Source organism: Kitasatospora cathayae (assembly GCF_027627435.1).
Classification (GTDB): domain Bacteria; phylum Actinomycetota; class Actinomycetes; order Streptomycetales; family Streptomycetaceae; genus Kitasatospora; species Kitasatospora cathayae.
Window position 1 is genome coordinate 7209108 of the sequence record NZ_CP115450.1, and the last position, 12634, is coordinate 7221741.

The window sequence follows — 12634 nt, forward strand, 5'->3', positions numbered from 1 at the left end:
GCTCCCGGCCGTCCGTCAGCCCTACTGTCCCCGTCCCGGGCGGGGCGTTGACGGTGGCGGTGCCGCCGTCCAGGTTGAGGTCTTCCCAGCGGAGGCCGAGGAGTTCGCCCTTGCGCAGCCCAGTGTGCAGGGCGAACTCGAACAGCGAGTGCAGACGGTGCCAGCTGGTGGCGGCGCGGAACTGACGTGCCTCGGCGGCGGTGAGCGGATCGAAGCGGCGGGGGTGGGGTGTGCTCATGCGGACGTTGCGGGGGATTTCATCCTCGCGGACGGCGTGCTCAGGGCGGACTTGAGCACGGAGTGGACGCAGGCCAGGGGCAGTGCGGAGAGCCGCTTGCCGCAGCACTTGCCGATCGCGCAGCAGCGCTGCTGCTTGTCGAGGCTGCGTGCGCAGCACTGACAGCGGGTGCGGAGTGCCGTCCAGCCAGGGTGCTACGTCGTAGTGCAGGTAGCGGACGGCGAGGTGGCGGGCGGTCCCGGCGTCGTGTGTACCGGGTCTGTGAGCGCCTCCGCCCTCCAGGGGAGGGCGGAGGCCTTACACATGTCCCCTTATCGGCGTGCTCCCTGCGGCCACAGCACTTCGACCGGCACACCTCGCTGCTGCGCATACGCGACCACGTCCGCAGTCCCGCCGTAGCCCCGGGCCGGCAGGCCGTCCCAGACGGCGAGGAGCTTGTCGACGCGCTGGACGAGGATCTCGCTCGCCACCATATGGGCGGCCTCGTCGGATTCCACATGGCCGGTGCGGTGGATGGCAGTGGCGGATTCCAACAGCCGGTCGTAGACCGGGTGATGCCACGCTGGCAGCCCAGCTCGGTATTGGTCGGCCGGAATGACGACCTCCAGCCGTCCACCCCGCCGCAACGCGATCTCGGCGAGCCATGCATCGGGCCCGTCCGCAATGCAGGACACGACTGTGAGTTGATTCGAGTCCTCACCCGCGAGTGCGCCTTCGAGTAGCCGCCGCACCTGCGCTTCGACCTCGGTCATCAGACCTCGGTGCCCCGTGATCCCGATACGCATTGGCTTCCTTCCCTACAGATGGACATCGTGCATGCGCTCGTCGAACTCCCGCACGACCTTCGGTGCTGAGGAGGTGGTGAAAGATCGTCGGAGTGCACGGCCTCTCTCGACGATCCGTCCTGAACGGTACTGGAGGCCGATGTCCAGAGCTTGCGTGGCGATGGCGAAGGCCGCTTCGATTCGACCGGCGGAAAGGTGGCCTGCGGCAATGTCCAACATCAGTAGCGCGCGCTGCTTCGCGTGACCGGTGGTGAGAACAGGGCCCGCGCTGTCCAGGATCCATCGCGAGAGTCCGAGCTTCGCACCGCAGGTCACTCTGAATCCGGCAACCTTGGCCTCGTCGAGGGTGAACACCCATGGCCAGGGAGGCGGTTCCCCGTCGACGTTGGTCTGGATCGCCGCTCGGCTGCGAGTCAATGCGCGGTCGGCGCTTCGCTGATCGCCTGAAGCTGCGTGTCCGAGTGCTTCGATCGACGAGAGCCATGCGTCGGCGACTACGGGGAAGCCCGGCTCCAGGAGGTTACGAGCTCGTTTGGCAAGGCTGAGTGCCTGAACCCCGTTGCCGGCGTGTGCCTCGAACTGCGCAAGACTGCCGGCCTGGTAGGCGGCAAGCAGAGGATTTGCCCCCGCTCGTGCGGCCTTGATCGCGGCGCCGTAGAACGATCGCGCCGAGCCATGGTCTCCCATATCCCATGCCAGCCACCCGTTCAGGCTTGCCACCTCGCTCGCGACGGCGGCGAGCCTGATCCGATGGGCATCGGTCGGCGCTGCACCAACCAGCCCCTGGACCAGTCGCAGATGGGAGCGGACTGCTTCGGAGAGCTCTCGTGAGGGCGTCGATCCGTCCAGCCGACGGTAGGACGTTGTGGCGAGCCGGAGTGCGTTGGCCTGTTGCTCGGCATCATCGGTCGGGCCAGTGACGACTGCGAGCGCGGGTGACAGAGCGACTGCGGCGGCTGCTCCTAGAAATTGGCGTCTCTCCACGTTCTCGGTCTCGATTCGTGCCTGTGCTGCGGGATCGGCGAGGCCGAGCAAGACAGCCGGGATGTTCAGGTGTTGCGACACCCGTAGGAGAACATCCATGGCATAGGGGCCGACACCCCGCTTCTCCAATCGAGAAATTGCGGACTGCGACAGTCCACACGCTTCGCCCAGCTGCGCCTGCGTCATTCGGCGGTGGGTGCGTGCCAGCTCGATGATCTTGCCGTAGTTGCCAATCCGGGAGGCTTCCCGGATCACTGTCGAATTCCAGTTCAACAGCCCACCCAACGCTACGAGTGCTGCCATACCCAAGGAGAACCTTTGATGCGGCGTCCGCATAGCCGTATGCGGGCGCCGCATGATCGATGGTCTCACGGACGTGTCCCATTGTTGACTGACAGTAAGAACGTGCCTTTGTGTCGGCGTCTCGGCAGTTGCCGAGACGCCGACGAGCAGCCCCGTGCTGGCAGTTGCATGTCCAGCTGACTTGGAGGGTGTCCATGGTCGTCAGTCCGCTGAGTAACGCTCGATTCCCGGTTCCACTGGAGTGGGGCCTCCGCCGGGGGCGGAGGCCGTGCCGGCGGCGCGGCGGTTGGTGGTGGCGATCCTGCGGGAGTGGGGGGTGCCACTGACGGAGGACGCGCTCCAGGAAGTGGCGCTGTGCGCGAGCGAAGTAATCGCGAATGCGTTGTTGCACACGGGGGAGCGGTGCGTCGTGTCCGTCCGCTGGCGTGGTGGGCGGGTGCGGGTGGAGGTTGCTGACCGGTGCCCGGAGCTTCCGCATCGGGAGCGGGATGCCGAATCGACGGGCGGGCGCGGGCTGTTGCTGGTGGAGGCGCTTGCGCACGGGTGGGGGTGGCATCCGGCGGGGATGGGCAAGGTGGTGTGGTTCGAATGCCTGGAGAACGTCGAAGCGCCGTGCCCCACGCATGGGTGGGGCACGGCGCATGGCCTCCGCGTTCTGCGCGAGGTGGCGTAGTGGGAACCGTCGTTCGCCTCGCGTGGTGGGTGCTGTTCTCGGCGGCGGTGGTGGCGGGGTTCGCCGCCGGGTGTGACCGCTGGAGAGTTTCCAGGGTCTTCGCTGCTCCCGTCAGGACGTACCGAAGAAGCTGTCCAGGATCTGCTGTGCGGCCAGACCCGCTGGGAGGCTACCCGCGCGGACCCCGGCCTCCAGCTCCGGGGCCAGCCGCCGCACCTCCGGGTGCTCGTGCAGCCGCGCATACAGCTGGTCGTGGACCATCGCCCACGTCCACTCGACCTGCTGCTCCCGCCGCTTGGCCGCCAGCGCACCCGTCGCGTCGAGCACCTTGCGGTGCTGCTGCAGCCGCTCCCACAGTACGTCCAGCCCGGCCCCGTCGAGCCCACTGCACGTGAGCACGGGCGGCGTCCACGCTGCGTCCGGTGCCTGCAACAGCCGCAGCGCGCCCGCGAGTTCACGGGCCGCCGCCTTCGCGTCGCGCTCGTGCGGACCGTCCGCCTTGTTGACGGCGATGACGTCCGCCAGCTCCAGCACGCCCTTCTTGATGCCCTGGAGCTGGTCGCCCGTCCGCGCCAGGCTGAGCAGCAGGAAGGTGTCCACCATCCCCGCCACCGCCGTCTCGGACTGCCCGACGCCCACCGTCTCGATGAGAACGACGTCGTACCCCGCCGCCTCCATGACCACCATCGACTCCCGGGTGGCCTTGGCGACCCCGCCCAGCGTCCCCGAGGTCGGCGACGGCCGGACGAAGGCGGCAGGGTCGACCGCCAGCCGCTCCATCCGGGTCTTGTCGCCCAGGATGGACCCGCCCGTCCGGCTGGACGTCGGGTCGACGGCGAGCACCGCGACCCGGTGGCCGAGCCCCGTCAGCATCGTGCCGAAGGAGTCGATGAAGGTCGATTTGCCGACACCGGGCACCCCGGTGATGCCCACCCGGACCGCCCCGCCCGCGTGCGGCAGCAGCCGCTGGAGCAGCTGCTGCGCGAGCGCGCGGTGGTCGGGCCGGGTGGACTCGACGAGGGTGACGGCGCGCGCGATCCAGGCGCGCGAGCCGTCCAGGACACCCGTCACGTAGCTGTCGAGGTCGATCGTCCGCGGAGGCATGCGATCAGGCAATCACAGCTCGTGGCCGAGCTCGGCCGCCAGCGCCGTCAGCAGGTCGTACGCCGCGTCCGGGATCACCGTGCCCGGGCCGAACACGGCCGCCGCGCCCGCCTCGTACAGCGCGTCGAAGTCCTGCGGCGGGATGACCCCACCCACCACGATGGTGATGTCCTCGCGCCCCGCCTCCGCCAACTCGGCGCGCAGCGCGGGCACCAGGGTCAGGTGACCGGCGGCCAGCGACGAGACACCCACGATGTGGACGTCCGCCTCGACGGCCTGGCGGGCGACCTCGGCCGGGGTCTGGAACAGCGGGCCGACGTCGACCGTGAAGCCGAGGTCCGCGAACGCGGTGGCGATCACCTTCTGGCCGCGGTCGTGGCCGTCCTGGCCCATCTTGGCGACCAGGATGCGCGGGCGCCGGCCCTCGGCCTGCTCGAACCGCTCGACCAGGTCACGGGTGCGCTGGAGAGGAGCCGACGGGCCCGCTTCGTCTCGGTACACACCGGAGATGGTACGGATCTGGCCGGCGTGGCGGCCGTACACCTTCTCCAGGGCGTCCGAGATCTCGCCCACCGTCGCCTTCGCCCGGGCCGCGTTGACGGCCAGGTGCAGCAGGTTGCCGTCCAGCGAGCCGCCGCGCTGCGGGCCGGCCTCGGCGGCCGCCGTCAGCGCGCGCAGGGCGTCCTGGCAGACGGCCTCGTCGCGCTCCGCGCGCAGCCGGCGCAGCTTCTCGATCTGCCGGGCGCGCACCGCGGAGTTGTCGACCTTGAGGACGTCGATCTGCTCGTCGCTCTCGACCCGGTACTTGTTGACGCCGATCACCGGCTGGCGGCCGGAGTCGATGCGGGCCTGGGTGCGGGCGGCGGCCTCCTCGACGCGCATCTTGGGGATGCCCGCGTCGATCGCCTTGGCCATGCCGCCGGCCGCCTCGACCTCCTGGATGTGCTGCCAGGCCCTGGACGCCAGGTCGTGGGTCAGCTTCTCGACGTACGCCGAGCCGCCCCACGGGTCGATCACCCGGCAGGTGCCCGACTCCTGCTGGAGCAGCAGCTGGGTGTTGCGGGCGATGCGGGCCGAGAAGTCCGTCGGGAGCGCCAGCGCCTCGTCGAGGGCGTTGGTGTGCAGCGACTGGGTGTGGCCCTGGGTGGCGGCCATCGCCTCGACGCACGTCCGGGTGACGTTGTTGAACACGTCCTGGGCGGTCAGCGACCACCCCGAGGTCTGCGAATGGGTGCGCAGCGAAAGGGACTTGGCGTTCTTCGGGTCGAACTGCTTGACCAGCTTGGCCCACAGCAGCCGGGCCGCGCGCAGCTTGGCGACCTCCATGAAGAAGTTCATGCCGATCGCCCAGAAGAACGACAGCCGCGGCGCGAAGGCGTCCACGTCCAGGCCCACGTCCAGGCCCGCGCGCAGGTACTCCACCCCGTCGGCCAGGGTGTAGGCCAGCTCCAGGTCGGCCGTGGCTCCGGCCTCCTGGATGTGGTAGCCGGAGATGGAGATCGAGTTGTACCGGGGCATCTTCTGCGAGGTGTACGCGAAGATGTCCGAGATGATCCGCATCGACGGCTGCGGCGGGTAGATGTAGGTGTTGCGGACCATGAACTCCTTGAGGATGTCGTTCTGGATGGTCCCCGCCAGCTTCTCGGGTGGTACGCCCTGCTCCTCGGCCGCGACGATGTACAGCGCCAGCACGGGCAGCACCGCGCCGTTCATCGTCATCGACACCGACATCTTGTCCAGCGGGATGCCGTCGAACAGCTGGCGCATGTCGTAGATCGAGTCGATGGCGACGCCCGCCATGCCGACGTCGCCGGTGACGCGCGGGTGGTCGCTGTCGTAGCCGCGGTGGGTGGGCAGGTCGAAGGCGACCGAGAGGCCCTTCTGGCCGGCGGCCAGGTTGCGGCGGTAGAAGGCGTTGGACTCCTCGGCGGTGGAGAAGCCCGCGTACTGGCGGACGGTCCACGGCTGGTTGACGTACATGGTCGGGTACGGTCCGCGCAGGTACGGGGCGATGCCGGGGTACGTGTCCAGGAAGTCCAGGCCGGCCAGGTCGGCCGCGGTGTACAGCGGCTTGACGCCGATGCCCTCGGGGGTGTCCCAGACCTGCTCGTCGAAGTTCGTGCCGGTGGACCGGCGCCAGGCGGCCTGCCACTGGGCATCGGAAACCCCGCCGACATTCCCGTCGGCGCCGCCGTCCAGCCCGATTCCGGTGAAGTCGGGGATCATCGAGCAACTCCGATCTGGTCCAGCAGGGAGGTCAGGACGGCGATGGCGTCCCCGCCCGCGTAGATGAACTCGTCCACTCCGGCGGGCACTTCGCCGAGCCGCCCGGCCAGCAGCACCCGCTGGGCGCCGGCCGCCTTCAGGGCGCCCGCGACCGCCGCGGCGTGCTCGCCGTACAGCGCGTCGCTGGAGCACAGGCAGGCGACGGTGGCACCGGACTCGGCGAAGGCCGACGCGAACGCGGCCGGGTCGACGGACTCGACCGACGAAGTCGCGATGCCGCCCGCCTGGAACAGGTTGGCCGCGAAGGTGGTGCGCGCGGTGTGCGCGGCGGCGGTGCCGATCGAGGCCAGGAACAGCTTCGGACGGGCGCCGGTCTCCGCGAGGAACGCGTCCGAGCGGTCCCGCAGCGCTTCGTACGCCTCGGCGCGGCGCACCCGCGGCAGGCCGCCGCTCAGCGGAGCCGGGGCCGGCTCGCGGACCAGCGGCTGCTCGTCCAGGTGCGGGAACTCGCTGACGCCGGTGACCGGTTCGCGCCGCTTGGCGAGCTTGCCGGACCGCTCCGCCCAGGTCGCGGCGATCCGCTCGCCGACCAGACCCCCGGTGAGGGCGGCCTGCTGGCCACCGGCCCGCTCGATCTCCTGGAACCAGGCCCAGGCGGCCTGCGCCAGCTCCTCGCCCAGCTGCTCGACGTACCAGGAGCCGCCGGCCGGGTCGATCACCCGGGCCAGGTGGGACTCCTCCAGCAGGATCGACTGGGTGTTGCGGGCGATCCGGCGGGCGAAGGCGTCGGGCAGGCCGAGCGCGCTGTCGAAGGGCAGCACGGTGACGGCGTCGGCGCCGCCGACCCCCGCGGCCAGGCAGGCCACGGTGGTGCGAAGCATGTTCACCCACGGGTCGCGGGCGGTCATCATCACCCGGGAGGTGACGGCGTGCTGACGCTGCGCCGAGGCCTCGGCGGAGGCGCCGGACACCTCGGCGACGCGGGCCCAGAGGCGGCGCGCGGCACGGAACTTGGCGATGGTGAGGAACTGGTCGGCGTCCGCGGCGAAGCGGAACTCCAGCTGGCCGAGCGCGGCGTCCACCGACAGTCCGGCGGCGGTCAGCGCGCGCAGGTAGGCGACGCCGGTGGCCAGCGCGCAGCCCAGCTCCTGGGCGGGGGAGGCGCCGGCCTCGTGGTACGGCAGGGCGTCCACCGTGAGCGCCCTGACGTTCGGGTACTCGGCGGCGCAGCGGGCGGCCAGCGCGGTGGCCTCGGCGAGCAGGGCGCCGGTGCGCTCGGCGGAGCCGGTGCGGGCCTGGAGGCCGAGCGGGTCGGCGCCGAGGTTGCCGGCGGCGGAGCCGGGGGAGACCTCGCGCCCCTCGTACAGCTTGAACAACTGCTCGGCCGCCTCGGTGAATTCGGCTCCCGCGTCGAGCGCCACGGCGGCCAGGTCGAGGTACACCCCGGCGAGCGCCTCGGGCAGGGCGGCGACCGGCAGGCCCGCCCCGCCCAGCTCCAGCCAGAGCGAGCCGACGCCGTGCTCCAGGTCGGCCAGCACGGCCTCGTTGGTGCGCTGCCGGTCCGGGTCGGCGTGCCGCTGGCGTACGTCCCACCCGGCGACGGCGGAGCCCTGCGGCCGGCCGCCGCGGACGAACGGCGGGAAGCCGGGGTAGCCGGGCTCGGCCGAGGTGTCCTCGGCGGTGTACAGCGGACGGGCACGCAGCCCGTCCGGGAGCGCGGTGGTGAGCGCCTGCTCGGCGGCGGCGCCGTCCTCGGGCTGGGCACCGGACTTGCGCAGCACGCCCTCGACGAGCTGCTGCCACTGCTCACGGTGCGCGGCCGGAAACTCGGCGGCGAGGGGGAGCCTTTCGGGCGGGACCTTCATGTGCGCAGGTTAGCGCCCGTTCGCACACCCGCAGGAGGGGAGATGCGTGTGAGCTTGTTCTCGATTTGGGGCGCCGTTAGCACTCCGTCGGGCGTGGAGTGTCAAGAGGGGCGTCGAGAAAAGCCGGGACGGGTGTCAACGGGGGCTGCCGGGAGGGGGATTGCGGAACCCTGGCACTCATCTATTAAGTTACTTCGAAGAAGGCGGGCGGGGCGGCATCCCCCGACGTCGTCGAACGTCTCCTCGACATCGTCGAACGCCCCTCGAAGGAGCCCACCGCGTCCTCCCCGTCGACGCCATGCCCTACACGGGCGCCGCCCGACGCCGGCCGGCCGGCCGGCCGTCTGTCAGTCGACGATCAGCAGGCTGGCGCCGTTCGGGGCGCTGGAGCGGTGGGCCTCGGCGTCGTCGGCGACCTGGTAGCTGCCGCCCGGGCCGGTGACCACGACGCGGCCGTCGTCGAGGGTGGTGACGAGCTCGCCGGCCAGGACGTACAGCACGTGTCCCTTGCGGCACCAGTGGTCGGCGACGTACCCGGGGCTGTAGTCCACCCGGCGGACCCGGACGCCGCCGAAGTGCTGCACCCGGCTGGTCACCTCGCCGCTCTCGCCCGGCTTGCGCTCCTCGGGGACATGACTCCAGTCGGTGGCGGTGAAGGGGAAGCCGGTGAGATGCATGGCGTCACAATACCCCGCTCGTCACCGGGCAGGCAGTCAAGTTCCGGCGTCAGCCGCTGAGTTGGCCGTGCCTACGCCCCGGCCACCGACAGCACGATCTTCCCGGTGGTGCGGCCCTGCTCGCCCAGCCGGTGGGCGTCGGCGGCCCGCTCCAGCGGCAGCACGGTGTCGACCAGGACCCGCAGCCGGCCGGACTCGACCAGCCGGGAGACCTCGAGCAGGCCCTGCCGGTCCGGCTCGACCAGCATGAAGACGGCCCGGACGCCCGCGGCCGCGGCCTCGGCGAGCGGGAAGGCATCGGTCGGCGGCTCGATGGAGACCAGGGTGCCGCCGGGGCGCAGCGACCGCAGGGAGCGGGACCAGCTGGCGCCGCCGATCGGGTCCAGTACGAGGTCGACGTCGCGGACGGACTCGGCGACGTCCTGGGTGCGGTAGTCGACCAGTTCGTCCGCGCCGAGCCCGCGCAGCAGCTCGTGCTTGGCGCTGCTCGCGGTGCCGATCACGTACGCCCCGCGGGCCTTGGCGATCTGGACGGCGAGGTGGCCGACCCCGCCCGCGGCGGCGTGGACCAGCACCCGCTGCCCGGGGCGCAGGTCGGCGGTGTCCACCAGGGCCTGCCAGGCGGTGAGGGCGGCGAGCGGCAGGGCGGCCGCCTCCAGGTGGCTCAGGCCCCGGGGGCGGGGCGCGAAGTGCCGGGCGGGGGCGGTGACGTACTCGGCGTAGCCGCCCGCGGGGTGCGGGAAGCGCGGCATCCCGTACACCTCGTCGCCGGGGCGGAAGATCGTCACGCCGTAGCCGACGGCCTCGACCACGCCCGAGACGTCCCAGCCGAGGGTGAACGGGGGCGTGCCGCCGGTGGCGAAGGTGCCGCGCGAACGGGTCTTCCAGTCGGCCGGATTGACGCCGGCGGCGTGCACCCGGACCAGGATCTCGCCCCGGCCCGGCTCGGGGCGGGCGGTCTCCACCAGCCGGAGCACCTCCGGGCCTCCGGCGGTGTCCTGCGAGATCGCGCGCATGGTGTCGGTCATGTGGGGGCTCCTCGGGTCGTCGGCCCGGCCGGCTGACCGGGCGCCTGGACAGCGTGCCGGTGCGCGGCGGTCCCTGGTGGCGGCGTGACGGCCACGGAGTGAAAGGATCCGGCCATGCACCACGTCGGCGTACTCGCCCTGGACGGCGTCTTCCCGTTCGAGCTCGGCATCCCGGCCCGGATCTTCGGCGCCGCCCGGGACGAGACGGGCAGTCCGCTCTACACCGTCACCACCTGCGGCCTGGACGGCCGACCGGTCCGCACCGCCGCCGACTTCGACCTCGCGGTCACCCGGGACGCGGGGCTGCTCGCCGACGTCGACACCGTCGTCATCCCGCCCTCGGAGTCGCTCGGCGCCGTCCGCGAACACGGCACCCTGCCCGAGCCGCTGCGCGCCGCGCTGGCCGCGATCCGCCCCGGCACCCGGGTCGTGGGCATCTGCACCGCGAGCTACGTGCTGGCCGCCGCCGGCCTGCTCGACCGGCGCCGGGCCACCACCCACTGGCGGGAGGCCGACCGGCTGCAGCGGATGTTCACCACCACCCGGATCGACCCGGACGTGCTGTTCGTCGACGACGGCGACGTCCTGACCTCGGCCGGGGTCGCCGCCGGCATCGACCTGTGCCTGCACCTGGTGCGCCGTGACCACGGCAGCCGGGTCGCCAACGAGGTGGCCCGCTCCTGCATCGTCCCGCCCTGGCGCGACGGCGGCCAGGCCCAGTACATCCGCCGCCCCGTCCCCGAACCCGCCGCCACCGGCACCGCCGCCACCCAGGCCTGGGCCCTGGAGCGCCTCGCCGAGCCGCTCACCCTCGCCGACCTGGCCGCCCACGCCCACACCAGCGTGCGCACCTTCTCCCGCCGCTTCCGCGAGGAGACCGGCACCACCCCCGCCCAGTGGCTCACCCGCCAGCGCCTCGACCTCGCCCGCCACTACCTGGAGACCACGGACTGGCCCGTCCCGCTGGTCGCCCAGCGCTCCGGCCTCGGCACCGGCGCCTCGCTGCGCCAGCACCTGCACGCCGCCATCGGCGTGGGGCCGCAGGCCTACCGGCGAACCTTCCGGCCGAGTTGACGCATCGTCTCTTCCACTTGGCGGCCGAGCTACGGGTGCGGCGCGCAGGCCAGCGGGTACGGCAGCGCCGATAGTAGCAACAACCCGAGCCACCAGGACAGTTGACGCCGCCTGCCGCTGCCGGGACGGCCCAGCCGGCGGACCCGTACGGCGACCACGTCCAGCACCGCCCGGTGCCGCCGCCGGGCCCGCCCGGCCCGGGCGCCGACGGCGGCCACCAGTGCGGCGAGCAGCGCCCCGGCCGTGGCCGGCAGCCACCAGTCGTGGGTGTGCGGCAGCACCGGCCCGGTCGGTTCGAGGTGGGGGAGCGGGCCGATCAGTCCGGCCGGCTCGTGCGTGGCGGGCTCGACGGCGTGGTGCGCGGCGAGCACCAGGGAGACGGTGAAGGAGGCCATCAGCGCCAGCCACAGGGCCGCGCCGAGCGCGGGGCGGCCTGGAGCCGGGCGGCGGCGGCCAGCCGGCAGGGCAGCAGCACGCCGGTCACGGCCAGGTGGAGGCCGAGCAGGGCGAGCGTCACTCGGCGTCCCGGGACTTCACCTGTTCGAGGGCGGTGAGCAGCGCCGACGCCTCGTCCCCGCTCATCCGGTCGACGAAGTGCAGCAGCGCGCCGGCCCGGTCGGGGCTGGTCTCCAGCGCCTGGTGCATCAGCTGGGCGGTGTACGCCTCCCGGCTGCAGGTCGGCTCGTACACCCAGGCGCGGCCGACCTTGCCCCGGCGCAGCCAGCCCTTGGTGTGCAGGATGTCCGCGACGGTGGTCACGGTGGTGTACGCGACCGGCCGCTGCTGCTGGAGGTCGTCGACCACCTCGCGCACTGTGGCCGGACGGCCCCAGGACCAGAGCCGGTCCATGATCTCGGCCTCGAGATCGCCGAAACCCCGTAGCACCGCCCTCGTCTCCCTCACCGAACCGAACCACCGGCCGCCGGAGCCCTTCGCCCGCCGGAACGCGGCCCATGCTACGGCGAGAGCGCCTCCCGGCGAGCCGTGCGGCCGGGATGCCGTCGAGTTCGCCGACGTGAGCTGCTCAACTTTATATGTCGGTCAACTATATATGTCGCGAGCGGATGCACGGTGCCCCCCCGGGTTTGGTCAAGGTTCTACAAAGCTGTCGAAGATCAGCCGAAAAGGTGACGCCGACCGGTTACGGCGGGTCTATGCTTTTGGAGGTTTGAAAAAGGCACCTCGTTCGGTGAGGCGTCTTCACGGACACAGGCCACTGACCCGACGACGTCGAGAGACGCCCAGGTTCAGGACAGGTCTTCCCGAGTTAAGGGTTGACCCCAAGTGGCTTCCGGCCGATCCGGCTGGACACGCCGTGGAGTGCCAAAGCTCTGACGAGTTGGGGTGTACCGGTCCATCGCTGGCCGGTGTGCTCCTTGCCGTGTCGCGACGCGGCGCACAGACGGTGCGCCCCCGACCGGGAGGAGGCGAGAGACATGGACTGCAGTAGTCCGGGCCACAGTAGCCCCTACCCCCGCATGCTCTCGAACACCTCCGGCACGCGGTAACAACCTTCCCTGCGCGTTCACCCAGTGCTTCGTCCTGTGCTCAACCACGCCTGGACGCAAGTCGCCTGACGCATCGTCATGCCCGCACGGCCGCCGCCGCTCAGCGTCGCCGTACGGAGCGGATGCCGTGCGCCCGCAGGGAGGACGCTGCTGCGTGCCCCCTGTCGCC

The 12634-nt window shown here is 71.7% G+C and carries 12 protein-coding genes, 1 pseudogene and 1 riboswitch; of the genes and pseudogenes, 2 read left to right on the forward strand and 11 right to left on the reverse strand.

Going from position 1 to position 12634, the window contains the following annotated elements; translation table 11 throughout:
* Positions 1 to 46: 46 nt before the first annotated feature.
* From O1G21_RS32560 to O1G21_RS32570, 3 genes and pseudogenes are all read right to left on the reverse strand, one after another.
* Positions 47 to 414: pseudogene (locus O1G21_RS32560) on the reverse strand (tyrosine-type recombinase/integrase); the annotation flags it as partial.
* Between the two features lie 135 nt (positions 415 to 549).
* Complete coding sequence (locus O1G21_RS32565; protein ID WP_270148704.1) at positions 550 to 1023, reverse strand: hypothetical protein; 474 nt, start codon at positions 1021 to 1023, stop codon at positions 550 to 552.
* A gap of 12 nt (positions 1024 to 1035) precedes the next feature.
* Positions 1036 to 2310 carry a helix-turn-helix domain-containing protein gene (locus O1G21_RS32570; protein WP_270148706.1) on the reverse strand — a complete coding sequence of 425 codons (1275 nt, stop codon included), beginning with the start codon at positions 2308 to 2310 and terminating at the stop codon, positions 1036 to 1038.
* Positions 2311 to 2578: 268 nt separating this feature from the next.
* On the opposite strand from O1G21_RS32570, the gene O1G21_RS32575 reads away from it, so the two are divergent.
* Positions 2579 to 2983 (forward strand): ATP-binding protein, encoded by a 405-nt coding sequence (locus tag O1G21_RS32575; protein WP_270148708.1) that lies wholly within the window; start codon positions 2579 to 2581, stop codon positions 2981 to 2983.
* A 111-nt stretch (positions 2984 to 3094) separates the two neighbouring features.
* Here the strand turns inward: O1G21_RS32575 and meaB are convergent, their stop codons facing one another.
* The 5 genes from meaB to O1G21_RS32600 form a co-directional block, all read right to left on the reverse strand.
* The gene (meaB, locus tag O1G21_RS32580; RefSeq protein ID WP_270148710.1) at positions 3095 to 4087 is read right to left on the reverse strand and encodes a methylmalonyl Co-A mutase-associated GTPase MeaB; all 993 of its coding nucleotides are present in this window, start codon (positions 4085 to 4087) and stop codon (positions 3095 to 3097) included.
* A 12-nt stretch (positions 4088 to 4099) separates the two neighbouring features.
* On the reverse strand, positions 4100 to 6313 hold the full coding sequence (gene scpA / locus O1G21_RS32585) for a methylmalonyl-CoA mutase (RefSeq protein WP_270148712.1): 2214 nt from the start codon (positions 6311 to 6313) through the stop codon (positions 4100 to 4102).
* Positions 6310 to 8178, reverse strand: a complete 1869-nt coding sequence (locus tag O1G21_RS32590) for a methylmalonyl-CoA mutase subunit beta (protein WP_270148714.1) — start codon at positions 8176 to 8178, stop codon at positions 6310 to 6312. Before O1G21_RS32590 ends, scpA begins: the two co-directional genes overlap by 4 nt.
* A gap of 347 nt (positions 8179 to 8525) precedes the next feature.
* On the reverse strand, positions 8526 to 8855 hold the full coding sequence (locus O1G21_RS32595) for a DHCW motif cupin fold protein (protein WP_270148715.1): 330 nt from the start codon (positions 8853 to 8855) through the stop codon (positions 8526 to 8528).
* 71 nt (positions 8856 to 8926) lie between these two features.
* Positions 8927 to 9883 (reverse strand): NADP-dependent oxidoreductase, encoded by a 957-nt coding sequence (locus tag O1G21_RS32600; protein ID WP_270148716.1) that lies wholly within the window; start codon positions 9881 to 9883, stop codon positions 8927 to 8929.
* Positions 9884 to 9997: 114 nt separating this feature from the next.
* Between O1G21_RS32600 and O1G21_RS32605 the strand changes: the two genes are divergently transcribed.
* Positions 9998 to 10957, forward strand: a complete 960-nt coding sequence (locus O1G21_RS32605; protein WP_270148718.1) for a GlxA family transcriptional regulator — start codon at positions 9998 to 10000, stop codon at positions 10955 to 10957.
* Positions 10958 to 10986: 29 nt separating this feature from the next.
* Here O1G21_RS32605 and O1G21_RS32610 read toward each other — a convergent pair whose 3' ends face one another.
* Genes O1G21_RS32610 through O1G21_RS32620 form a run of 3 tightly spaced genes read right to left on the reverse strand, consistent with a single transcriptional unit; the run spans position 10987 to position 11842 of the window.
* Positions 10987 to 11352 (reverse strand): hypothetical protein, encoded by a 366-nt coding sequence (locus tag O1G21_RS32610; protein ID WP_270148719.1) that lies wholly within the window; start codon positions 11350 to 11352, stop codon positions 10987 to 10989.
* A complete protein-coding gene (locus O1G21_RS32615) occupies positions 11352 to 11474 on the reverse strand; it encodes a hypothetical protein (RefSeq protein ID WP_270148720.1) in 123 nt (40 codons plus the stop codon). The genes O1G21_RS32610 and O1G21_RS32615 overlap by 1 nt, the downstream gene beginning before the upstream one ends.
* Positions 11471 to 11842 (reverse strand): BlaI/MecI/CopY family transcriptional regulator, encoded by a 372-nt coding sequence (locus O1G21_RS32620; RefSeq protein WP_270148721.1) that lies wholly within the window; start codon positions 11840 to 11842, stop codon positions 11471 to 11473. Before O1G21_RS32620 ends, O1G21_RS32615 begins: the two co-directional genes overlap by 4 nt.
* Before the next feature lie 289 nt (positions 11843 to 12131).
* Positions 12132 to 12308: riboswitch (M-box (ykoK) riboswitch) on the forward strand.
* The last annotated feature ends 326 nt before the right edge of the window (positions 12309 to 12634 follow it).